Here is a 22,948-nt window from a genome sequence, read left to right as displayed (position 1 = left end):
CCTGGGCAGTCCTGCCGTTACGCTCACCGCCATGAGCGAGGCTGATTCTGTGGTGGACTCCGCACGGCTACAGGACGGAGTTGTTGATCTACTCGGCGTGCTGGCGTACGGCGAACTCTCCGCGTTCGACCGGCTGGCCGAGGACGCCCGCAGCGCCCCGACACTGGCCGGGCGCGCGGCACTGGCGGTGATGGCGGCCGCCGAGATCGGGCACTACAGCAAGATCGAGCAGTACCTCGTCGCGCACGGCGTGCGGCCGACCGAGGCGATGGAACCGTTCATCCAGCACTTCGAGGCGTTCCACGCGTCGACGCCGCCGCGCAGCTGGCACGAGTCGCTGGTGAAGGCGTACGTGTTCGACGGTCTCGCCGCGGACCTCTACAGCCAGCTGGCGAACTGGCTCGACGAGTCGACCAAGCAACTGGTGCTCGATGTGCTCGCCGACACAGGGCACTCCGCGTTCGCTGAGCGCGAAGTCAGCGCGGCCTGCGAGGCGGACCGGACGCTGCGCGACAGACTGACCCTGTGGGGCCGCAGGCTGCTGGGCGAGGGATTGACGCAGGCCCAGTACATCGTGGCCGAACGGGACGGGCTGACCGAGCTGATCGTGACCGGCTCGGGCGACCTGGCGGGCATCGCGGCGTTGTTCCGGCGGCTGCAGCAGGCGCACGGCAAGCGGATGACAGCGCTCGGACTCGGATAACCTTTCGTCATCACCAAGAGGCACAAGCTGGAGGTCAGCGTGGAGGTCAAGATCGGCGTGGTGGACAGCCCGAGGGAGCTGCTCCTCACGAGCAACCTGTCGCCCGACGAGGTTGAGGCGCTGGTGGCCGACGCGCTGAAGAACCCCGCGGGCCAACTGACCCTGGTCGACGACAAGGGCCGTCGCTACATCATCCCGGCGGGTCGGGTGGCCTACGTGGAGATCGGCACCGCCGACGCCCGCAAGGTCGGGTTCTCGGTCAAGGCCTGACACCCGACGCGAACCGGCTCGTGCCTGGCGCACGAGCCGGTTTGTCGTTTCCGCCGACGTGCCCGGACACCACAGCGGGCGTGCCGGTCCGTAGTGATGGCACCTTCGGCGAATCCAGTTGTCCACAACCCGCCGGTAACCCTCCTGGCCAGGCCTTTTCCCGGTAGACTGGGTCCGGGGTCGCCCCCCGGGAGCGGTGGGGGCTGGTCAGGGGCCGGGCCGGGTCGTGACGGGGCAGCGGCAGTCCATGTCCCGATCGGGCCGAAGGAGCGCGTTCGGGCCCCGACCGGCGCCGTGGTCAGCGTTCGGATCGAACCCGCCGAGCAGGCGGGTCCGACGCCTGCCCCCGGCATTTCCACTGGTCAGCGGGATGATCGCCGTCCATCGCGGACTCGGCCGACACGTCACCGGACGGGCCAGGCGATCGAACGCACCAGCGATCAGGCGGGCAGGGCACGGATCTCACCATGATCATGGGACTGTGACCGTGCCCGCCCCATGGACACTTTGCCGACCCCTACCGGGCGTGGTGGGGGCTATTCAGGGGCCGTGAGGGCCGAGGTGAGCTCGGTGGTGAACGGGGGCCTGCTCGTTCCCATGATGCGGTAGCGGTTCCACGGGTCCGGATCGGACAGTTCGGCGGCTGCTTCGCCTTGCGGCGTGCGGACTTTCACCGCCGTCTTCTTCCCGCCCGCCAGTGCGGACAGCTCCGTGTTCGCCTTGATGCGGCCGTACCAGCGGTAGTAGCCGTCGATCGGCTGGAAGTAGCCGCGCAGCTCCACTTCCACCGCCAGTTCCCTGTCCTGGACCAGCAGGGTCGCCGGGCCGGTGTAGCCCTCTTCGTCGTGATCGCTCACTGGACTCTCCTCAACTGGACCACTTTGTTCACTTCGAAGGGTTTGTCGGGCGCTATCTGCACGCCCTGCTGGCGCAGGAACCCGTCGATCGCGGCCCAGATGATCGTGGTCAGGTACTCCACGACCGCGTCGCGGGTCATCGAGCGGCGTTCCAGCCACCACTCGCCGGTCGTCTGGACCATGCCGACGATCGAGTACGCCCACGGTTCAGCCGCGCCGGAATCCAGGTTCAACGCACGCATGTAGTCGCCGAGCAGGCTGGTCAGCGCCGCGGCGATCATCTCCTTGTCCTCGCGGACCGGGTCGGAGTCCACGGGCCGGTCGCCGAACGAACGCCGGGCCAGCAGCCGGTAGAGGTTCGGGTAGTCCTCGATCACGCTGAAGAAGGCGTCGAGGCTCTTGCGGATCCGCGGGACCGGGGCCTCTTCGCGGTTGATCGCGGGGATCAGCCGTTCGAAGAGGATCTCCGTGCCGCGTTGTCCCAATGCGACGAACAGGTCTGCTTTGTCCGTGAAGTGCCGGTACAGCACGGGTTTTGTCACGCCCGCCGCTGCCGCCACGTGTTCCATGCCGAGTTCGGGGCCGTGTTCGTCGAGTGCGCGCAGCGCCGCTTCGACGAATTCCGCACGGCGGGCGGCGCGGTGTTCGCGCCAGCGTTCGCGCCGCGCGTCGCCACCCTGTCCCTTGACACCTTCGCCCATGCGGCTGCATGCTACCAGAAGTAACTGTTACTTCCGGTAACGCTTAAAGGGGTGTTCCGATGAGCCGCGCGTTGCGAGTTGCCCAGGGTTCTGACCGCGAGAAGACCGCAGAGCGGCTGCTGAACTCGTCGGCCGACAAGTTCTACGACCCTGAGGTCGACATCGACTGGAACGCACCGTTGCAGGACGGCATGTACTACGCGCCGGACCACAGGATCTCCCTGTACGGCACGGAGTTGTGGGATCAGCTGACGCCGGGGCAGCGGATCGAACTCGGCAAGCACGAGGTCGCCAGCATCGCCAGCAACGGCATCTGGTTCGAGGTGCTGCTGATGCAGATGCTGCTCAAGGAGGTCTACCGGATCGACCCGACCACTCGGCACGCCCAGTACGCGCTGACCGAGATCGCCGACGAGTGCCGGCACTCGACCATGTTCGCCCGTGCCATCGAGAAGGTCGGTGCGCCCGCGTACGGTCCGCCGCCGATCCTGCACAAGCTGGGCAGACTGCTGCCGGTCATCGGTTACGGTCCCGCGCTGTACGGCTCGATCCTGATCGCCGAGGAGATCCTCGACCGCATCCAGCGGGAGAGCATGGCCGACGAGAAGGTCCAGCCGCTCGTCCGGATGGTCAACCGGATCCACGTCCTCGAAGAGGCCAGGCACGTCACGTTCGCGCGCCAGGAGGTGGTGCGCGGCATGGCGAACCTGCGCAAGTGGGAGCTGCCGTACCAGCGTCTGCTGATCTCGATCGTGGCGTTCGCGATCACCCGCAGCTTGATCAACCCGCGCGTCTACCAGGCGGTCGGGCTCGACCCGAAGCACGCCGCCGAGGTCGCCCTGAAGAACCCGCACCACCAGGAGACGCTGCGGTGGTCCGGCGAGCGGATCATGAAGTTCCTCGACGAGGCCGGGCTGGTCGGCGCACCCGGCACGCGCTGGTGGAAAGCGTCCTTCCTGCTCCCATAACCCCAGCTCAACCCTCGTGAGTGTTTATCAGGGTTCTAACCCCGATAAACACTCACGAGGAGGGTTGGAGGGGGTAGCCGCCGATGCCGCGCCAGGCCAGGGCCGAGATCAGCTTGACGGCCTCGTCCTTGTCGATCGGGCGGTTGCTGGCCAGCCACGACTGCGCCGCGACCTGGCTGGTGCCGACGAGGCCGACGGCCAGCAGACGCGCCCGCTCCTCGTCCATGCCCGCGTCGGCGGTGATGGTCGCGGTGATGGCGTCGACGCAGGTCTTGGTCGCGCGCTCGATCGTCTCGTGCACGACCGGCTCGCCGCGGATGTCCGACTGGAACACCAGGCGGAACGCCTCGCCTTCCTTGTCGACGAAGTCGAAGTACGCGCCCACGGCCGCCTGCACGCGCAGCTTGTTGTCGGTGGTGGACTCCAGCGCGCCGGTCACGCCCGCGATCAGCTCGTCGGCGTGGGTCTGCAGCAGCGCCATGTACAGCTCGAGCTTGCCGGGGAAGTGCTGGTAGAGCACCGGCTTGCTGACACCGGCCCGCTCGGCGATCTCGTCCATCGCGGCCGCGTGGTAGCCGTTGGCGGCGAACACGTCCTGCGCCGCGGCGAGCAGCTGCGCGCGCCGGGCATTTCTGGGCAGCCTCGCGCTCTTCGTGCTCTGCTGCATCGTCTCCGACATACGGCCTCCTCGCTTCGCCACAACCTTACTCGCCGGTATGTCCCGCAGGTGGCAGTCACATGTTCGCAGTCGCGTGGATGTGACGGCTCGCATGCACACTGGACAGATGAACGTGACCAGTGAGCGCGCCCCGTTGACTCGTGTCCCGCTGTCCGACGCGCCACGGCCGCCGCTGGATCTTCACCAGCCTCCGTGGCCCGCCGAGCACTGCGAAGCGGGCGGCGTACGGCTGCACATCCGCAGGACGCCGGGCCCGGCCGACGAGACGGCGGTCTTCGTGCACGGCCTCGGCGGGTCGTCGGTCAACTGGACGGACCTCGCCGCGCAGCTGTCCCTGCACGCGCAGGGCATCGCGGTCGACCTGCCCGGTGCGGGCCGGACCGAGCCGCCCACCGGGTACACCTTCGACCTGGCCGACCACGCCGGCACGTTGGCGAAGTTCATCGCCGGGCTGGGGCACGGGCCGGTGCACCTGTTCGGCAACTCGATGGGCGGCGCGATCGTGATGATCCTCGCGGCCAAGCACCCTGAGCTGGTCAAGACGTTGACGCTGATCTCACCGGCCGTGCCGGACCTGCGGCCGTTCCCCAACCGGATGTCGGATCCACGCATCCCGTTCGCGATGTTGCCGTTCGTCGGCTCCCGGTTCCGGCGGCAACTCGCTGCCCTGACGCCCATGCAGCGCGCCGAGCAGCTGGTCAGGCTGTGCTTCGCCAACCCGTCGCTCGTCCCGCCGCACCGGATGGACGAGACCGCCAACGAGTTCGCCGAACGCGCCAAGATCGCCTGGGCCGCGCAGTCCCTGATCGGCATGACGCTCGGGCTGTTCCGGGCGTGGCTCGTGCCGCCGTCGCAGTCGCTGTGGCGGGTCGTGCCACAGATCACGGCACCGACTCTGGTGATCTGGGGCGCCGAGGACAAGTTGGTCACTGTCCGTAAGGCTCCCCGGACCGCGAGGCTGTTGCCGCGAGGCAGGCTGCTCGTGCTGCCCAGAACCGGGCATGTCGCGCAAATGGAACGGCCGGAGACGGTCGCACGGGCCGCGTTGGGCCTCTGGGAGGCCGAACGCACGGGTGGGTGGTAGTCGGCCAGTCGCTCATTCGTTAGCGAAGAGTGATGTGGCACCCTGTTAGCCGTGAGCCGGATGACGCAAGGAGGAGAAGTCTCGCCGCCGAAAAAGTCACGCTCCGGAGCAGCGGGTGGACCACAGGGCCCTGCCAGTGACGAGCGATACGAGCGTGGCGCGCGTCGCGTGTCCGGCGAGCCGCTGGCCGCGGCATGGAAGCCGGACGCGCAGACCGCTGAGGAGTCGTACCGGCGCATCCCCCCTGTTCAGAAGCGCGGCATTCTGGCCGTGTACGGCTGGCGGTTGTACGCGCTCCCGGTCCTGCTGGTGATCACCGCCCTTGTCGTGTGGGACACGACCAAAGCCGGTCCGCCCGGTGAAGCGCAGGCCGTCAACGGCGATCCGCGGCAGGCGGCGGCGTTCAACGGACCGGAAGTGCCGACGGACACTCCGGACGCCACCGAGCGCCCGGTGACCCCGATCGACGCCAAGATCCCGACCGCCGACCTGCCGCCCGGCCGTGACTTCACCCAGGCCGGCGCGGGCACCTTCCGTGTGGTCCCCGGCAGCGGCCCGAAGGTCGGCCAGGGCACGCAGAAGACGTACACGTACACGATCGAGGTCGAGAACGGCATCAGCGCCGCGGAGATGGGCGGTGGTGACGACGCGTTCGCCGGACTCGTCGACTCGACGCTGGCCGAGCCGCGTGGGTGGACCAGCGACCCCCGTATCGCGGTGCAGCGCGTGGCGGACAAGCCGCTCGTGCGCATCACGCTCGCGACGCCCGAGACGACGCACAGGCTGTGCGGACGGACCATCCCGTACGAGTCGTCGTGCCGGTTGTCCCGCGACGGGCGCGTGGTCATCAACCTCTCGCGCTGGGTGCGCGGCGCGTTGGCGTTCAACGGCGACATCGGCAGCTACCGCATCTACGCGATCAACCATGAAGTTGGTCACGCGTTCGGCCGTGGTCACGAGGGCTGCGCGCAGAACGAAGCGCTGGCGCCGGTGATGATGCAGCAGACGTTCGGCGTCGCCAACGACTACGTCGCCCTGCTCAACGACGCTGTCCCGGGTTCACCGGATCCGGTGAAGAAGGACGGCAAGGTCTGCAAGACCAACCCCTGGCCCAACCCGCAGGGCAAGGCGCCGGGCACCTGATCGCGTCCCGCATTGTGGACATCCGGAAGGTTCCGGGCTCCGGCGGTGTTGGATTGGAGCGGACGCTGAGGAGGAGTCGATGCCAGGTAGTTCGCTGCCGCCGCTGGTGGAGCCCGCCGCGGAGCTGACCAAGGACGAGGTGGCCCGCTACAGCAGGCACCTGATCATCCCGGATGTCGGAGTCGACGGTCAGAAGCGGCTGAAGAACGCGAAGGTGCTCGTCGTCGGTGCGGGTGGCCTCGGCAGCCCCGCGCTGCTGTACCTCGCGGCCGCGGGGGTGGGCACGCTCGGGATCGTGGACTTCGACGTGGTGGACGAGTCGAACCTGCAGCGTCAGGTGATTCACGGCGTGTCCGACGTCGGCAAGCCCAAGGCGGTCTCGGCGCGCGAATCGATCGCGGAGATCAACCCGTATGTTCAGGTCAACCTGCACGAGACGCATCTGAGCTCGGAGAACGCGCTCGACATCTTCCGTGACTACGACCTGATCCTGGACGGCACGGACAACTTCGCGACCCGGTACCTGGTGAACGACGCCGCGGTGCTGCTGGGCAAGCCGTACGTCTGGGGCTCGATCTTCCGCTTCGAAGGCCAGGTGAGTGTCTTCTGGGAGGACGCGCCGAACGGCCAGGGCCTGAACTACCGGGACCTCTACCCGGAGCCCCCGCCGCCCGGCATGGTCCCGTCCTGCGCGGAAGGCGGCGTGCTCGGCGTGCTGTGCGCGTCGATCGGTTCGGTCATGGTGACCGAGGCGATCAAGCTGCTGACCGGCATCGGTGAGCCGCTGCTGGGTCGCCTGATGGTGTACGACGCGCTGGAGATGACCTACCGGACGATCAAGATCCGCAAGGACCCGGAAAGCCCGAAGATCACGGAACTGATCGACTACGAGGCGTTCTGCGGTGTCGTCTCGGACGACGCGCAGAAGGCGGCGGCCGGTTCGACGATCACGCCGCGCGAGCTGAAGGAGAAGTTCGACCGGGGCGACAACTTCGCCCTGATCGACGTCCGCGAGCCGCACGAGTACGAGATCGTCAGGATCCCCGGCGCGGTGCTGATCCCGAAGGACCGGATTCTGTCCGGCGAGGCACTGGCGGAGTTGCCGCAGGACAAGCCGATCGTGCTGCACTGCAAGTCCGGCGCCCGGTCGGCGGAGGCGCTGGCCGCGCTGCACAAGGCGGGTTTCGCCGACGCGGTGCACGTGGGCAGCGGTGTGCTCGGCTGGGCCAGGGACGTGGACCCGAGCCTGCCGACGTACTGAGTTCGCCGAAGTGGCCCCACGGGTGGACCGTGGGGCCACGTTCGTGCTCGGAAGTGGCCGGCCGCGACCGGCGTGTTTGCCGCCAGCCGGTGGACTGCGTCGCGACAAAGGCGTGGCGGGATGCCTGATTCCGGCCTGGACGCGGTAGCGTGCCTGCCGATGGGTACTCCGAAGCCGCCTCCACCACACGTCCGCGCCGCGTTCGGTGCCAGGGACGCGGAGCCGGAGTTGATTGACGCCGGTCCGATGTGGCGATGCGGGGACGGCGCCTTCAAGCCGGCGAGCAGTCCCGCCGAGGCCGCATGGGTCGCCAAGGCCATGGGCGAGCTGCACGTGCCCGGCCTGCGGATCGGGCGGCCGTTAAGGAGCACGGACGGCCGGTGGGTCGTCGGCGGCTGGGCGGCGTACCGGTTCATCGAGGGCCACGCGGAGCCGCGCCACGACGAGGTCATCTCCGTCTCGCTCACGCTGCACGAGGCCCTGAAGGGCCAGCCGCGGCCGCGCTTCATCGATGCCCGTCAGGATGTCTTCGCCGTCGCCGACCGGGTCTCGAGCGGCGAACTGGACGTGCCGCTGAAGCCCGACCGTGGTGGCGACCTGTTCGCCGAGCTGCAGGCCAAGAGCAAGCCGACGAAGCTGACCAAGCAGGTCGTGCACGGTGATCTGTTCGGCAACGTCCTGTTCGTCGGCGAGGCCGACCCGGGTCTGATCGACTTCCGGCCGTACTGGCGGCCGCCGGAGTGGGCCGCCGCGGTGGTCGTGGTGGACGCGCTGGCGTGGGGCGGTGCGGACGACGGCATCATCGGCCGGTGGTCCCACCTGGCCGAGTGGCCGCAAACCATGCTGCAGGCGTTGCTTTTCCGCCTTGCCGTGCACGCGTTGCACCCGCGTTCGACGGCGGAGTCGCTGAAGGGCCTGGCCCGGGTCGCCGAACAGGTCGACCAGCTCCTTTAGCACCCTCACCGCAAATATCATCCTGCTGAGCAGGCAATGTCGCACGCTCGAAACACGACCGCATCCCTAGGTAACAACGGCTGCTTAGCGTCTTGCGCGTGACGGTCGAGACGCATTGCCCGTACTGCGCACTGCAGTGCGGAATGACGCTGGACGGTGCCCAGGTCACGCCTCGCGAGTTCCCCACGAACCGCGGCGGGTTGTGCCAGAAGGGCTGGACGTCCGGTGCGTTGCTGACCAACCCCATGCGGCTGACGAAGCCGTTACTGCACGGCAACCCTGTGAGCTGGGACACGGCGCTTGACTTCGTGGCCGAACGAATCCAAGGCATCCAAGAGGAGCACGGCCGTGACGGCATGGCCGTCTTCGGCGGCGGGGGACTGACCAACGAGAAGGCCTACGCGCTCGGGAAGTTCGCCCGTGTCGCGTTGCGGACGTCCCAAATCGACTACAACGGCCGCTTCTGCATGTCGTCAGCAGCCGCGGCGGGCAACAAGGCGTTCGGAGTGGACCGTGGGATGCCCTTTCCGGTCACGGATCTCGACGACGCCGACGTCATCCTCCTGGTGGGCGCCAACCCCGCGGAGACGATGCCGCCGTTCATGCAGCACGTGAAGTCGGGCCTGATCGTCGTGGACCCGCGCCGGACGGCCACCGCCGAGCGCGCCATGCTCCACCTCAAGCCCGCCCCTGGCACGGACCTCGCGCTGGCACTGGGAATTCTGCATTCAGTGTTCAGCGAGGGATATGCGGAACACAGTTACATCGAACACAGAACTCAGGGCTTTGCGGACGCCTGGCGGATCGCGGCGAAGTGGTGGCCGGAGCGTGTGGAGCGGGTCACGGGCGTGTCCGCGACGGATCAGCGCGCGGTGGCACGGATGCTGGCGAAAGCCAAGAACGCCTACATCCTCACCGCACGCGGCACGGAACAGCACGCGTCAGGCACCGACACCGTCAGCGCGTGGATCAACCTGGCGCTTGCTCTGGGCCTCCCCGGGCGGCCAGGCAGTGGTTACGGCTGCCTGACGGGCCAGGGAAACGGCCAGGGCGGCCGGGAACACGGCCAGAAGGCGGACCAGCTCCCGGGCTATCGCAGGATCGACGATCCCCAGGCACGCGAGTACGTGGCGGGAGTCTGGGGCGTCGACCCGGATTCTCTACCGGGGCCCGGCCGGTCGGCCTACGAACTGCTCGACGCGCTGGGCCGGCCGGACGGACCGAAGGGCCTGCTTGTCTTCGGCAGCAACCCGGTCGTGTCGGCGCCGCGCGCGAGGCACGTCACCGACCGCCTGAAGGCGCTTGACCTGCTTGTCGTCGCGGACTTCGTGCCGAACGAGACCACGGCGCTGGCGGACGTCGTCCTGCCGGTCACGCAGTGGGCCGAGGAGGAGGGAACGCTGACCAACCTGGAAGGCCGTGTCCTGCACCGCAGGCCCGCGCTGTTGCCGCCGCCGGAGGTGCGTTCGGATCTGGAAGTCCTGCAAGAGCTGGCGACCAGGCTCGGCACACCGGCGAAGGCGTTCCCGACCATCCCGGAGGAGGTCTTCGACGAACTGGCCAGGGCATCCCGGGGCGGCATCGCCGACTACTCCGGCATCACCTACGCCCGCCTGCGGGACGGTGAAGCCCTGCACTGGCCGGTGCCCAGCACGCAACACCCTGGCACGCCACGGCTTTTCACCGAGGCGTTCGCCCACCCGGACGGCCGGGCGAGATTCGTCCCGGTCGACCACAAAGGCCCGGCGGAAGCACCGGACGAGGACTTCCCGTTGTACGCCACCACCGGCCGGGTCCTGGCGCACTACCAGTCCGGTGCGCAGACGCGCCGGATCGACGAACTCGTCAAGGCCGCCCCCGAGTCCTATGTAGAGGTTCACCCGGACACCGCCGAGCGGGCCGGTCTGACCGAGGGTGACATGGCGAAAGTCGAGTCACGACGCGGGGAGGTCCAGGCACGCGTGCGGTGTGTTTCCTCGATGCGGCCGGACACCGTCTTCCTGCCGTTCCACTTCCCCGGTGCGAACAGTGCCAACCGATTGACCAATCCGGCGCTCGATCCGGTCAGCCGGATGCCGGAGTTCAAAGTCTGCGCGGTACGCCTAGCCCCGTGGGGGGATTCATGAGTCCACGTCAGATCGTCGTCGCCGGCTATGGCATGGCCGGTGCCCGGTTCGCCGAGGAGATACTGCGGCGCGATCCGGAAGGTGAGCGCGTATCCCTCACGATCCTCGGCGAGGAACAGCACCTGGCGTACAACCGTGTGCTGTTGTCCGGAGTCGTCGCCGGGACCATGAAACCGGAGAACGTCACCCTGCACGGCCAGGAGTGGCACAAGAAGGTGCGCCTCGGCGTCAGTGTCACGGAAATCGACCGCGACGCCCGCAAGGTGACTCTCACCGACGGCAGCACGATCGGCTACGACGCGCTGGTCCTGGCGACCGGAAGCCGGGCGTGGATTCCGCCGGTCGAAGGTCTGAGCCCGGAAGCCCCTGGGGTGCATACCTTCCGTACCCTCGACGACTGCGCCGGAATCCTCGCGGCGGCCCGTCCCGGCGCTCCGGTCGCGGTCCTCGGCGGCGGTCTGCTCGGGATCGAGGCCGCGCGTGGACTGGTCGGCAGAGGCTGCCAGGTGACAGTCGTGCACCCGGTCAGCCACCTGATGGAACGCCAGCTCGACCTGGCCGCCGGCCGGGTCCTGGCCAACCAGCTGTCCACTTTGGGCGTCGAGGTCAAGCTGGACGCCAAGGTGAACGGCTATGTCCCCGGCGACGGTCTCAAGCTGGACGACGGCCTGGTGCCCGCGGACATGGTGGTGGTCACGGCAGGCGTCAAGGCCGAGACCGAACTGGCCGTGCGGGCCGGGATCGAGGTCGACCGTGGCATCGTGATCGACGACTGCCTGCGCACCAGCGATCCCCGCGTCCACGCGATCGGGGACTGCGCGCAGCACCCGGGGACCGTGGCCGGGCTCGTGCAGTCCGCGTGGGAACAGGCCGAAGTCCTGGCGGACTTGTTGACCGGCAAGGACGTCTCGAAGCGGTACCGCGGGACGCCGGTCGTCACCAGGCTCAAGGCCAGGGACGTCGACCTCGCGGCACTGGGCGACGTGCACACCGGGACCGACGCCGACGACGCGGAAGTCCTGTGTCTCAACGATCCCACCCGCGGCCGGTACGCCAAGCTGGTCATCAGGCAGGACCGGGTCGCCGGAGCGATCCTGATCGGAGCACCCGACGCGGCGGCGACGATCACACAGCTGTACGACAGCCGGGTGCCTGTGCCGTCGGACAGGCTGGCGGTCCTCTTGGGACGGGCGTTGCCGTCGGAGGCCACGCCTGCCGGAAGCCCAGCCGAGTTGCCCGCCAACGCGTTGGTGTGCCGATGCAACTCGGTGACAAAAGCGCAACTGGTCACGGCGTGGCGGACCGGCGCCACCAGCGTGACGGAACTGGCGTCGGCAACGAGGGCGACGACGGGATGCGGCAGTTGCCGTGATGCGGTGTGCGGTATCGCCGAATGGCTCTCGACCACGACGTAAAGGAAGAACATGAAGCGTATCGGTGGACGGTGGATCGACCAGTGGGAGCCTGAGGACCAGCGGTTCTGGGACAGCGGCGGCCGCCGGGTCGCCACCCGCAACCTGTGGTTCTCGATCTTCGCCGAGCACCTCGGCTTCTCGGTCTGGACACTGTGGTCGGTCATGGTCCTGTTCATGGGACCGGAGTACGGCCTGTCCGCCGCGGACAAGTTCCTGCTGGTCTCCACGCCGACCGTGATCGGCGCGCTGATCCGGATCCCGTACACGTTCGCGCCGGCCAAGTTCGGCGGCCGCAACTGGACGATCTTCTCGGCGGGCCTGCTGCTCGTCCCGACGATCCTCGCCGCGGTCGTGATGCAGCCAGGCACGTCGCTCGGCACGTTCATGCTCGTCGCCGCGCTGGGCGGGGTCGGCGGCGGCAACTTCGCCTCCTCGATGGCCAACATCAACGCGTTCTTCCCCGAGCGCAGCAAGGGGTGGGCGCTCGGCCTGAACGCGGGCGGCGGGAACCTCGGCGTGGCCGCGATCCAGGTGATCGGCCTGGTGGTGATCAGCACGGCGGGCGCAGGCGCACCGCGGATCATCCTGTACATCTACATGCCGCTGCTCATCGTGGCCGCCGTCGGCGCGTTGCTGTTCATGGACAACCTCGGCACGATGAGCGGCGACACGAAGGCGTTGCGCGAGGTCGTCAAGGACCCGCAGTCGTGGGTGATGTCGTTCCTCTACATCGGCACGTTCGGCTCGTTCATCGGGTACAGCTTCGCCTTCGGCCTGGTGCTGCAGAACCAGTTCGGCCGCACGCCGTTGCAGGCGGCGTCGCTGACGTTCCTCGGACCGCTGGTGGGCTCGCTGATCAGGCCGGTCGGCGGCTGGCTGGCCGACCGGATCGGCGGCGCGAAGGTCACGCTCTGGACGTTCCTCGCGCTGGCCGTGGGGACCAGCGTGACGATCCTCGCGTCGAACCTGAAATCCCTGCCGCTGTTCGTGGTCGGGTTCATCTCGCTGTTCGTCTTCTCCGGACTGGGCAACGGCTCCACGTACAAGATGATCCCGGCGATCTTCCGCGCCAGGGCGCAGTCGGCGATCGAGGCCGGAGCCGGGGAGAAGGCCACCCTGCTGCGGGCCCGGCGGCTGTCCGGCGCCCTGATCGGGCTGGCGGGCGCCGTCGGTGCGCTGGGCGGCGTGTTCATCAACCTCGCCTTCCGCGAGTCCTTCATGACGGCCAGGACCGGAATCCCCGCGTTCGTGGCGTTCCTGGTCTTCTACGGCGTCTGTTTTGTCGTCACGTGGGTGGTCTACCTGCGCAAACCGTCGGCCGCCACGACCGGGGAGCCGGTTCTCGCAAAGGTGTGACCTGCGGCGGGAGGTTGCTTTAACGCGCCGGAAACACGGCAGATCCCGGTTCGACACGCTCGCGAACCAGCATGGAACGTGCCCGACAGGGAGGACTGGAACGGTATGACACGGACATTGGTCGTCGTCGGATACGGCATGGTCGGTCACCGCCTCGCGCAGGCGATGCGGGACCGGGACGTCAACGGCGCATGGCGGATCGAAGTGCTCGCCGAGGAGCCACGCCCGGCGTACGACCGGGTCGCCCTGTCCTCCTATGTGGACACCTGGAACGCCGATGACCTGACGCTGCCGGACATCGACGGCGTGCACGTCCGGCTCGGCGAGACCGCGCTGGAGATCGACCGCGAGAAGCGCGAGATCATCACGAGCAGGGGCGAGCGCGTCCACTACGACGCGCTGGTCCTGGCGACCGGCTCGACGCCGTTCGTGCCCCCCGTTCCCGGCCGGGACCTGCCGGGCTGCTTCGTCTACCGCACGATCGAGGATCTCGACGCCATCCGGGCGGCCGTCGAGAAAGCCGATCGTCCTGGCAGGCGGGCAGGCATGGTGCTCGGCGGCGGTCTGCTCGGCCTGGAGGCCGCGAACGCCCTGCGCGGCATGGGGCTGTCCCCGCACGTGGTCGAACTGGCGCCGCGGCTGATGCCGATCCAGGTCGACGAGGGCGGCGCGGGCCTGTTGAAGAACCTGGTCCAGAAGCTGGACCTGACCGTCCACACCGGAACGTCCGCCGAGGTGATCGAGCGCGACGGCGGCCGGATGATCGTCAAGCTGACCTCCGGCGTCGAGCTCGACGTCGACGTGGTCGTGTTCTCCGCAGGTATCCGGCCGCGTGACGACCTGGCCAGGCGAATGGGCCTGGCGACGGGCGCGCGTGGCGGCGTTGTGGTGGACGAAGGTTGCCGGACGGACGACGAGAACATCTACGCCATCGGCGAATGCGCCTGCATCGACGGAATGGTCTACGGACTCGTGGCGCCCGGCTACGCCATGGCCGAGGTCGTGGCCGACCGCCTGCTTGGCGGCACGGCCACCTTCCCGGGCGCGGACACGTCCACCAAGCTGAAGCTGCTGGGCGTGGACGTCGCCAGCTTCGGTGACGCACACGGCGCCACTGAAGGCGCGCTTGAGGTCGTCTTCAACGACGCGGTCGCCGGGACCTACGCGAAGGTCGTGGTCTCCGACGACGCGAAGACGTTGCTGGGCGGCATCCTGGTGGGCGACGCGAGCGCGTACACCATGCTGCGCCCGATGGTCGGCCGGGCGATCTCCGGCGACCCGGCCGCGCTCATCGCCCCGGCGGGGACCGACGTCGCGATGGGCTCGCTGCCCGACGACGCGCAGGTCTGTTCCTGCAACGCCGTCACCAAGGCCACGATCAAAGGCGCGATCGCCGGGGGCTGCGCGGACGTCCCCGGTCTGAAGAGCTGCACGAAGGCCGGAACGACCTGTGGTTCGTGCGTTCCGATGCTCAAGCAGTTGCTCGCCGAGGCCGGCGTCGAGCAGTCGAAGGCCCTGTGTGAGCACTTCGAGTACAGCCGGGCCGAGCTGTTCGAGATCATCCGCGGCACCGGGATCCGCACGTTCAGTGAGCTGATCGCCAAGCACGGCAAGGGGCTCGGCTGCGACCTCTGCAAGCCCGCGGTGGCGTCCATCCTCGCCTCGCTGGGCAACGGGCACGTGCTGGACGGCGAACAGGCTTCGTTGCAGGACACCAACGACCACTTCCTGGCCAACCTGCAGCGCAACGGGACCTACTCGGTGGTGCCGCGAATCCCCGGCGGGGAGATCACCCCGGACAAGCTGATGGTGATCGCCGAGGTGGCCAGGGACTTCGGCCTGTACACCAAGATCACCGGCGGGCAGCGGATCGACCTGTTCGGCGCGACCGTCGACCAGTTGCCGCACATCTGGCGGCGGTTAGTGGACGCGGGGATGGAGTCCGGCCACGCCTACGGAAAGGCGCTGCGTACCGTCAAGTCCTGCGTCGGCACGACCTGGTGCCGTTACGGCGTACAGGATTCGGTCGCCATGGCGATCCAGCTGGAGCTGCGCTACCGCGGGCTGCGGTCGCCGCACAAGCTGAAGTCGGCGGTCTCCGGCTGCGCCAGGGAATGCGCCGAGGCACGCGGCAAGGACTTCGGCGTGATCGCCACCGAGCACGGCTGGAACCTGTACGTCGGCGGCAACGGCGGGTTCAAGCCACGCCACGCCGACCTGCTCGTGTCCGACGTGGACAGCGAGACCCTGGTCAGGCTGATCGACCGGTTCCTGATGTTCTACATCCGGACGGCTGACCGGCTGCAGCGCACCGCGGCCTGGATCGAGGCGATGGAGGGCGGTCTGGACCACCTGCGTGAGGTGATCGTCGACGACAGCCTCGGCATCTGCGCGGAGCTGGAGGCCGCGATGGAACGGCATGTCGGCACGTACGCCGACGAATGGCGTGGGGTGCTGGAGGACCCCGAGAAACTGGCCCGGTTCACCTCGTTCGTCAACGCGCCGGGAACGCCTGACCCGACGATCACGTTCCGCGAGGAACGCGGTCAGCGTGTTCCGGTCCAGCTGGGTATTCCGGAGGTGCTGTCCCGATGACCGCGACAACCACGTCGGTGGTGTTCCCCCTGGCCCGGTTGCAGCCCAACCGAGGCGCGGCGGTGCTGCTGCCCGGCGAGATCCAGGTTGCCGTGTTCCGCACGCACGACGACCAGGTCTTCGCACTGTCCAACATAGACCCGTTCGCACGGGCGGCGGTGATGTCGAGGGGGATCGTGGGAGACCGCGGCGGAGTGCCCGTCGCGGTCTCGCCGATGCACAAGAACGCCTTTGACCTGCGCACAGGGGTGTGCGTGGACGATCCGGACGTTTCGCTCGAGGTGTATCCGGTGCGGGTGGACGCGGGCATGGTCATGGTTGGGGCTCCGTGACGTCGATGGTCGAGACCGAGGTTCCGCCGCTGGCCGGGTACACGGTCGGCATCACCGCTGCCCGCCGTGCCGACGAACTGGCGGTTCTGCTGGAACGCCGCGGCGCCACCGTCGTCCACGGTCCGGCGATCCGGATCGTGCCGTTGCCCGACGACGCCCAGTTGCAGGCGGCGACCGAGGGCATGATCGCCGACCCGGTCGACTACGTCGTGGTCACCACCGGGATCGGGTTCCGTGGCTGGGTGGAGGCGGCCGAAGGCTGGGGGCTGGGGCCGGACCTGCTCGGCGTGCTCGGCAAGGCGGACGTGTTCGCCCGTGGTCCCAAGGCCAAGGGCGCGGTCCGGGCCGCCGGCCTGGTGGAAAGCTGGTCCCCGGCCTCGGAGAGCAACTCCGAGGTGCTGGAGTACCTGCTGGAGTCCGGAGTGGACGGCAAGCGGATCGCGGTGCAGCTGCACGGCGAACCGTTGCCGCACTTCGTCGACTCGCTGCGTGGGGCGGGCGCCGAGGTGGTCGAGATCCCGGTGTACCGCTGGACGTTGCCCGCGGACGTCGGACCGCTCGAGCGCTTGCTCGACGCCGTGCTGGCCGGATCTGTCGACGCGTTGACGTTCACCAGCGCACCCGCCGCGGCAAGCCTCCTGACGATGGCGCGGCGCCAGAATCGGCAGGACGCGTTGCTGAACGCCCTGCGCGGCCCGGTGTTGCCGGTCTGTGTCGGCTCAGTGACCGCCGGGCCGCTGGTGGACGCGGGAATCACGGTGTCGCAGCCGGAACGGCCGAGGATCGGCGCACTGGCCAGGACAGTCGCGACCGAACTGCCAGCCCGGGCGACCCGGCTGCGTGTCGGCGAGTGCACTCTGGAGATTCGGGGCCAAGGCGTTGTGGTCGACGGCGAACTGCGAGTCGTACCGCCCGCGCCCATGGCTGTTCTCCGTGCCCTGACAGCGACACCTGGACGTGTGCTGTCCAGGCCTGCGTTGGTCGGCGTGCTGCGCCGGCATTCCGGGCGTGACGAGGACGTGGACACCCACGCGGTGGAGACGGCAATCGCCCGGCTCCGGTCGGCGCTGGGGGATTCGACCCTTGTCCAGACCGTTGTCAAACGGGGGTACAGGTTGGCGATTCCGGTATGACTCTTGTGCTTGCCGCCCACGGGACTCGTGACCCGGCGGGCGCCCGCGTGATCAGTGACCTGGCGGAGCGCGTCCGTGACCGGCTGCCCGATGTGGACGTCTGGGTGGCGTTCGCCGACGTCTGCTCGCCGAGCGTGACCGATGTCCTGCGCCGTGTCGACGGTCCGGCTGTCGTGGTCCCCGCGTTCCTCGCGTCCGGCTACCATGTGCGGGTCGACATTCCGGCTCAGATCAAGGAAGCCGGGCATCCGCAGACAGTGGTGACCGAACCTTTTGGACCGTCACCGTCCCTTGTGGCCGTCGTGCACGAGCGGCTTGTCGAGGCCGGTTGGGACGGTGAGCCGATCGTGCTCGCCGCTGCTGGGTCGTCCGACTCCCGTGCGCTGGCCGACGTCGGGCGTGCCGCGAAGCTGCTGCACACCCGGACCGGTGTGGACGTCGAGGTCGGGTACATAACGACAGCAAGCCCCCGAGTCACGGATCTGGTCCGCGACCGGAGGCTTGCCATCGCTTCGTGGCTGCTGGCTCCTGGGCTGTTCCATCGAGTCGTGCGTGACGCTGGAGCCCGCGTCGCCGCCGGGCCGATCGGCGCCCATCCCGGCGCCGTCGAGCTCGTGGTCCGTCGTTACCGCAATGCCTACTTGCCGACCGGCGCGGTGAGTTTGCCGTTGGTGCTGGCCACGGCCACGCAGGTGCCTGCCCGGTCACCGCGCGCCCAGGACTCCTTGGTCGGGTAGAAGTAGAAGATGCCCAGCTGGTCGGCGATCGGGCTGGCCTCGACCCGCGCGCCGACCTTGTCGACGCAGAGCTTCTCGATCTCGCCGGCGATCTTGTCCACGCCGGGGTACTCGCCGGTGCTGCTGACCTGGACCTGGCTGAGGACCTCGGCGTCATGCGGCTGGGTGCAGGGCACCGCGTCCACCGCCATGATCTCCTTGTCCTCGGCCGGGACGTTGTTGAAGCAGTCGCCGTCCTTGAGGTCGAACACCTCGAGCTTGCCGCTCTCGGTCACCTGGCCGGTGCTGGTGTCGCGCTTGGCGCCGAGGCCGTCACCGACGACGAACACGGCGACCAGCAGCAGGACCCAGACGGCCGAGAGGACCAGACCGGCGATCGCCATGCCGCGGCCCTTGTCACCGCGCTTGCGGATCTGGCTCAGCGCGACGAAACCGAAGATCACCGCCAGCAGGACGCCGCCGATGATGCCGAAGACCAGCGAGGCGATGGCGAACCCGTTCGTGCGGCCGGACGGCGGCGGCAGGTTCGGTGGCGGAGGGTAGTAACCCGCAGGCGGCGCGACGCCTTCGGGCGGCGGCGGCATCATGGGGCCGGGAGGTGGTTGCGTCACGCAAGCATGATGAGGGATGCGAATACACGCTGTACACACAATTGACGGCAGTAACGACCAAAGAGTGACCAACGATCCCGGCATTGACAGCGTTTCACCGCAAGCGCCTCCTGGGGGAAGGTGATTCCCATGCGCAGGCTCGTCGTTGCTGCGATCGTCGCAACTGGACTGGTCCTTCCGGCGACCTCGGCCTCGGCCCAACCGGACTGCGTCTGGCGGCAGGCCGAGCTGCCGATCCCGCCGGACCACCAGAATCCCTTGGTCAAGGGCATCGGCGGCGACTACACGGTGGCATCGGCGAGTTACCAGGGGCACAAGATCCTTCGGTGGTACCGGGGTCAGGTCGCTGTGGTGGGCACGCCGTCCGCGGAAGGCTTCCACTCGCCGGTCGACGTGAGTTCCAATGGGACAGTTCTGGCGACGCGGGATGGCCGCGGTTACGTGACCTCGCTTGACGGCATGCACAAGTTCCTGCCCGACCCGCAGCCGGACGTGAGCGCCACACCGGTGGCCATCAACGGCCGCGGCGATGTGGCTGGTTATGCCACCGTGAACGGGGACGCCAAACTCGTGCTGTGGTCGGCACCCGGCTATGACGAGGCTCGGATCGTCGGCAACGGCATGCCCGCGGGTATCGACGACACCGGTGTCATCGTGACGAAGAACGCGGCGAGATACCTGTCTCCCGGATTCGCGTGGCCGCTGCCCAAACCCGCGGGCGCGACGTCGGTGTTCGTCTCCAGCTACGAGAACGGCGTGGCTGTCGGTTCGGCCCGCGTGGACGACCGTGACCGGGCGGTGTTGTGGGGAGCCAACGGGACGATCCGCTACGTCATGCCGTCCGGCATCGGGTATTCGGGCAGCAGCCAGGGAACCGTTTTCGGTCTGACCGGCGTGAACCTGCCGACCATCTGGCGCGCTGGGGAACAGGTTCCGCTGCCGAACCCGTGGCCGATGTACCACGCGGGCTTCGTGACCGAGCGGGACACGCTTGTCGGTTCGTACCTGGACCAGGGCATGTGGGATCCACGTGTCGCCGAATGGAGTTGCGGCTAGAGCCGCTTTACGAGGGGGGTCAAGTGAGGAAATCCGTGCGCCTGCTCGCAGGCGTGATTGTCACTTTAGGACTGGTGCTTCCGGCGACGGCCGAAGCGCAGACGGCTTGTACCTGGCAGCGGACAGAGCTGCCGCTGCCGCCTGGGCACAGCATGCCGGAGGTGCGTGGGATCGGCGGTGACTACGCCGTCGGGCAGATCAATTCGCCGGCACCGGGCATTGTCCGTTGGCACAACGGAGCGGCCACGCTCATCGGACTGCCCACGACGGAGCCTGACTTCTTCGGCGCACCGATCGACGTCGGTGCCGATGGGACAGTCCTGGCCGCGCTGACTCCGTTGACGGCCCCCGGCGCGGGTCGTCCGTACGTCACCAAGCCTGACGGGACACACAAGTTCCTGGCCGATCCGGCAGCCGGGTGGGCTGGAACAGCCGTGGCGATCAACGGCCGTGGTGATGTCGTCGGATACGCCTCCGGCCCCGAAGGAGTCAGGATCGCCCTGTGGACCGGCCCGGACTACGGGCCGCCGAGGCTCTTCGGCAACACGGTCCCCGCGGGCATCGACGATTCCGGCGTCATCGTGACCCGGTACGGCGCCAGGTACGTGACTCCCGGATTCGCTTGGCCGCTCGCGAAACCCGCCGGTGCCACCGGTGTCTACGTGCAGTCCTACGACAACGGCCTGGCAGTCGGGTGGACCACGTTCAACGGCGGCGACCACCTGCTGCTGTGGAACCCTGACGGCTCGCTCCGCTACTCACTGCCTGACGGCCTGGGATATTCGGCGAACGCCCAGGGCACCGTCCTCGGAACCGTGAGTGGCAGCTTCGATGCCCACTTGTGGCGTGCGGGTCTCCGTGTCCCGCTGCCCGACCCGTCGCCCCTCTACTATTCGACCTTCGTCACCGGGCGGGACACGCTTGTCGGAACGTACATAGAGAACAGCACTCTGCGTGCGGCCGAATGGAGTTGCGGCTAGAACAGGCCAGGCGGCTCGGCATCTTCTTGCTGAGCCGCCGCGGTCCAGCGATACTGGCGCATACTGACGCGATTGCCGTCCGCCAGAACGCCTTCCGCGCGTAGCCGCTCCAACTGCTCCTCTTCGAGGTGCGGTGCGGGCGTGCCGTCCGCGCGCAGGATTCGGTGCCATGGCAGGTCGTGTCCGTCCTCGGCGAGAATCCTGCCCACCAGTCGCGGTGACGGCGCGCCCGCGATCGCCGCGATGTCCCCATAGGAGGCGACGGAACCTGCGGGAACCGTCGCGATGACTTCCCGGATGCGTTCGTGGAGTTGTTCGTCCATCGTCAGCCGTTCATGTCGTTCAGGTACGCCAAGACTGCCAGCACGCGCCGGTTGTCGTCCTCCGACGGCGGCAGCATCAGCTTGCTGAAGATGTTGTTGGTGTGCTTGCTGACCGCCTTCTCGGTGACGAACATCCGGGCCGCGATCGCCGCGTTCGAACGGCCTTCCGCCATCAGCGACAGCACCTCGCGTTCACGCGGCGTGAGCGAGCCCAGCGGTTCGTCGCGTTCCCGGCGGGCCAGCAGCTGCGAGATCACGTCCGGGTCCATCGCCGTTCCGCCCGCCGCCACCCGGCGCACCGCGTCGACGAACTGACCCACCTCGGAAACCCGGTCCTTCAGCAGGTAGCCGACGCCCCCGGCCCGGTCGGACAGCAGTTCCCTGGCGTAGAGCTGCTCGACGTACTGCGACAGCACCAGGATCGGCAGGCCGGGCACCTGTTTGCGGGCCTCGATCGCGGCCTTCAGGCCCTCGTCGGTGAAGGTCGGCGGCATCCGCACGTCGACCACCGCCACGTCCGGCTTGTGCCGCACCAGCGCCTCCAGCAGCGCCGGGCCGCTGTCGACGGCTTCGACCACCTCGAAGTCGTGCGCGGCCAGCAACCGGATCAGCCCGTCGCGCAGCAGGGCCAGATCCTCCCCAAGGACAACTCGCACGCCAAGACCCTACCGGGCGGGCAACTCGGGCAACCGGGATCCGCCACGATCAAGGCCGCATGCTGGGGAATTTCGGGGTGCCGGAAAGGTCGACACGAGGTGCCGCAATGGTGGACACGGGGGGTCGGGGGTCACCGGCCGAGGAAGTCCATGATCAGCTCGGCCGTCTCGATCGGGTGCTCGAACTGGAGCATGTGGCCGCTGTCGAACTCGGTCGTCTCCAGGTTGTCCCGCATCGTGACCTTGCAGGCGTGCACGAACTGTGGCCGGACGAACGGCGAGCGGGTGGCCGTGACGAGCATCGTGTGCGTGGTCGGCGGCGGAAGCTGGGCCGCGCGGCTCATCTCGCTCCACGCGGTCGTCGCCGCCGCATAGCTGTACCGGGGCATCCAGCGGCCGTCGCCCGTCTGCACGAAGTTCTCGAGCAGTTCCTCTTCGACGTCACGCAGGCTGATGCCCGCCCACTTGTCGCGTTGCCACTCGCCTGCCTCTTCGAGGGACTGGAAGACCTGCGGCCACGGCTGCATCGTCTCGAGCACGAACTGCGGGTCGAGGCCGATCGCCGGATCGAGCAGCACGAGCTTCGTCACCCGCTGCGGCGCCAGCCGCGCCAGGTGGATCGCCGCCGCACCACCGAAGGAGTGGCCGATCACCGGCAGCCCGGTCACCGCCAGACTGTCCAACACGGTCAGCAGGTCCGCGGCGTGCTGTTCGAGTGTCCACGGTGGAAGGTGCGTGGAATGCCCGTGCCCGCGCAGGTCAGGCGCGATCACGCGGTGGCCGTGAAGGAACTCCTCGGCGAGCCGCTTCCACCGTCCACCATGGCCGGTCACGCCGTGCAGCATCAGCACTGGCACGCCGTCCTCGGGACCGAACTGGCGCACATGCAACATCGGGCTCACCGCTCCATGATCCCACGGCGGCGGTGATGATCCCTTTTCGGTACGTGTTCCCGAATTCCGGCCCGCCCATTACGGTTAGGGGGACCGCACGGGTATGGAGGTCCAG

General features: G+C 68.3%; 23 protein-coding genes. 16 read left to right on the top strand and 7 right to left on the bottom strand.

The features are described 5' to 3' along the window. The first annotated feature begins 31 nt into the window (after window positions 1-31). Both GC106_RS33530 and GC106_RS33525 read left to right on the top strand, forming a co-directional pair. Entirely contained in the window at window positions 32-703 is a 672-nt protein-coding gene (locus GC106_RS33530) for a ferritin-like fold-containing protein (protein WP_173138885.1), read from the top strand. A 39-nt stretch (window positions 704-742) separates the two neighbouring features. Continuing rightward, window positions 743-973, top strand: a complete 231-nt coding sequence (locus GC106_RS33525; protein WP_312873073.1) for a DUF3107 domain-containing protein — start codon at window positions 743-745, stop codon at window positions 971-973. Window positions 974-1,509: 536 nt separating this feature from the next. On the opposite strand, the gene GC106_RS33520 is transcribed toward GC106_RS33525, so the two are convergent. Further along, entirely contained in the window at window positions 1,510-1,830 is a 321-nt protein-coding gene (locus GC106_RS33520) for a DUF4873 domain-containing protein (protein ID WP_173138883.1), read from the bottom strand. Continuing rightward, entirely contained in the window at window positions 1,827-2,531 is a 705-nt protein-coding gene (locus GC106_RS33515; RefSeq protein WP_173138881.1) for a TetR/AcrR family transcriptional regulator, read from the bottom strand. Before GC106_RS33515 ends, GC106_RS33520 begins: the two co-directional genes overlap by 4 nt. A 59-nt stretch (window positions 2,532-2,590) precedes the next feature. On the opposite strand from GC106_RS33515, the gene GC106_RS33510 reads away from it, so the two are divergent. Beyond that, complete coding sequence (locus GC106_RS33510; protein WP_173138879.1) at window positions 2,591-3,499, top strand: AurF N-oxygenase family protein; 909 nt, start codon at window positions 2,591-2,593, stop codon at window positions 3,497-3,499. A 52-nt stretch (window positions 3,500-3,551) separates the two neighbouring features. Here GC106_RS33510 and GC106_RS33505 read toward each other — a convergent pair whose 3' ends face one another. Continuing rightward, window positions 3,552-4,178 (bottom strand): TetR/AcrR family transcriptional regulator, encoded by a 627-nt coding sequence (locus tag GC106_RS33505; RefSeq protein ID WP_173138877.1) that lies wholly within the window; start codon window positions 4,176-4,178, stop codon window positions 3,552-3,554. A 106-nt stretch (window positions 4,179-4,284) separates the two neighbouring features. Here GC106_RS33505 and GC106_RS33500 point away from each other — a divergent pair, with 106 nt between their 5' ends. The 11 genes from GC106_RS33500 to GC106_RS33450 all read left to right on the top strand — a co-directional run bounded on the left by GC106_RS33500 (window position 4,285) and on the right by GC106_RS33450 (window position 18,314). After that, entirely contained in the window at window positions 4,285-5,262 is a 978-nt protein-coding gene (locus tag GC106_RS33500; RefSeq protein ID WP_246367426.1) for an alpha/beta fold hydrolase, read from the top strand. 168 nt (window positions 5,263-5,430) lie between these two features. Beyond that, window positions 5,431-6,405: a DUF3152 domain-containing protein gene (locus tag GC106_RS33495; RefSeq protein ID WP_312873072.1), complete on the top strand. Its 975-nt coding sequence runs from the start codon at window positions 5,431-5,433 to the stop codon at window positions 6,403-6,405. 79 nt (window positions 6,406-6,484) lie between these two features. Continuing rightward, window positions 6,485-7,666, top strand: a complete 1,182-nt coding sequence (moeZ, locus tag GC106_RS33490; RefSeq protein WP_173138873.1) for an adenylyltransferase/sulfurtransferase MoeZ — start codon at window positions 6,485-6,487, stop codon at window positions 7,664-7,666. A gap of 159 nt (window positions 7,667-7,825) precedes the next feature. Then, on the top strand, window positions 7,826-8,620 hold the full coding sequence (locus GC106_RS33485; RefSeq protein WP_173138871.1) for a TIGR02569 family protein: 795 nt from the start codon (window positions 7,826-7,828) through the stop codon (window positions 8,618-8,620). A gap of 143 nt (window positions 8,621-8,763) precedes the next feature. Then, window positions 8,764-10,746, top strand: a complete 1,983-nt coding sequence (locus tag GC106_RS33480) for a molybdopterin oxidoreductase family protein (RefSeq protein WP_173138981.1) — start codon at window positions 8,764-8,766, stop codon at window positions 10,744-10,746. Then, a complete protein-coding gene (locus GC106_RS33475; protein WP_173138869.1) occupies window positions 10,743-12,161 on the top strand; it encodes an FAD-dependent oxidoreductase in 1,419 nt (472 codons plus the stop codon). Before GC106_RS33480 ends, GC106_RS33475 begins: the two co-directional genes overlap by 4 nt. A gap of 9 nt (window positions 12,162-12,170) precedes the next feature. After that, window positions 12,171-13,517: a nitrate/nitrite transporter gene (locus GC106_RS33470; protein ID WP_173138867.1), complete on the top strand. Its 1,347-nt coding sequence runs from the start codon at window positions 12,171-12,173 to the stop codon at window positions 13,515-13,517. Window positions 13,518-13,622: 105 nt separating this feature from the next. Continuing rightward, entirely contained in the window at window positions 13,623-16,112 is a 2,490-nt protein-coding gene (gene nirB, locus GC106_RS33465; RefSeq protein WP_173138865.1) for a nitrite reductase large subunit NirB, read from the top strand. Further along, a complete protein-coding gene (gene nirD / locus GC106_RS33460) occupies window positions 16,109-16,444 on the top strand; it encodes a nitrite reductase small subunit NirD (protein WP_173138863.1) in 336 nt (111 codons plus the stop codon). The genes nirB and nirD overlap by 4 nt, the downstream gene beginning before the upstream one ends. A 5-nt stretch (window positions 16,445-16,449) precedes the next feature. Then, window positions 16,450-17,577, top strand: a complete 1,128-nt coding sequence (locus GC106_RS33455) for a uroporphyrinogen-III synthase (RefSeq protein ID WP_173138979.1) — start codon at window positions 16,450-16,452, stop codon at window positions 17,575-17,577. After that, a complete protein-coding gene (locus GC106_RS33450; RefSeq protein ID WP_173138861.1) occupies window positions 17,574-18,314 on the top strand; it encodes a sirohydrochlorin chelatase in 741 nt (246 codons plus the stop codon). The genes GC106_RS33455 and GC106_RS33450 overlap by 4 nt, the downstream gene beginning before the upstream one ends. Here the strand turns inward: GC106_RS33450 and GC106_RS33445 are convergent. Continuing rightward, window positions 18,215-18,925, bottom strand: a complete 711-nt coding sequence (locus GC106_RS33445; protein WP_173138859.1) for a DUF4190 domain-containing protein — start codon at window positions 18,923-18,925, stop codon at window positions 18,215-18,217. The genes GC106_RS33450 and GC106_RS33445 overlap by 100 nt on opposite strands. A 129-nt stretch (window positions 18,926-19,054) precedes the next feature. Here GC106_RS33445 and GC106_RS33440 point away from each other — a divergent pair, with 129 nt between their 5' ends. Together GC106_RS33440 and GC106_RS33435 are read left to right on the top strand one after the other, a co-directional pair. After that, a complete protein-coding gene (locus tag GC106_RS33440) occupies window positions 19,055-19,981 on the top strand; it encodes a hypothetical protein (RefSeq protein WP_173138857.1) in 927 nt (308 codons plus the stop codon). Between the two features lie 74 nt (window positions 19,982-20,055). Further along, on the top strand, window positions 20,056-20,961 hold the full coding sequence (locus GC106_RS33435) for a hypothetical protein (protein WP_173138855.1): 906 nt from the start codon (window positions 20,056-20,058) through the stop codon (window positions 20,959-20,961). Here the strand turns inward: GC106_RS33435 and GC106_RS33430 are convergent. From GC106_RS33430 to GC106_RS33420, 3 genes are all read right to left on the bottom strand, one after another. After that, window positions 20,958-21,284 carry an MGMT family protein gene (locus tag GC106_RS33430; protein ID WP_173138853.1) on the bottom strand — a complete coding sequence of 109 codons (327 nt, stop codon included), beginning with the start codon at window positions 21,282-21,284 and terminating at the stop codon, window positions 20,958-20,960. The genes GC106_RS33435 and GC106_RS33430 overlap by 4 nt on opposite strands. A 2-nt stretch (window positions 21,285-21,286) precedes the next feature. Next, window positions 21,287-21,940 (bottom strand): LuxR C-terminal-related transcriptional regulator, encoded by a 654-nt coding sequence (locus GC106_RS33425; protein WP_173138852.1) that lies wholly within the window; start codon window positions 21,938-21,940, stop codon window positions 21,287-21,289. Window positions 21,941-22,071: 131 nt separating this feature from the next. Continuing rightward, window positions 22,072-22,833, bottom strand: a complete 762-nt coding sequence (locus GC106_RS33420; RefSeq protein ID WP_246367461.1) for an alpha/beta fold hydrolase — start codon at window positions 22,831-22,833, stop codon at window positions 22,072-22,074. Window positions 22,834-22,948: the final 115 nt, after the last annotated feature.

The sequence above is a fragment of the Kibdelosporangium persicum genome, assembly GCF_013280595.1.
Lineage (GTDB): Bacteria > Actinomycetota > Actinomycetes > Mycobacteriales > Pseudonocardiaceae > Kibdelosporangium > Kibdelosporangium persicum.
The sequence above is the reverse complement of the archived record's forward strand: the minus strand, read 5'-3'. Positions and strand labels throughout refer to the sequence as shown.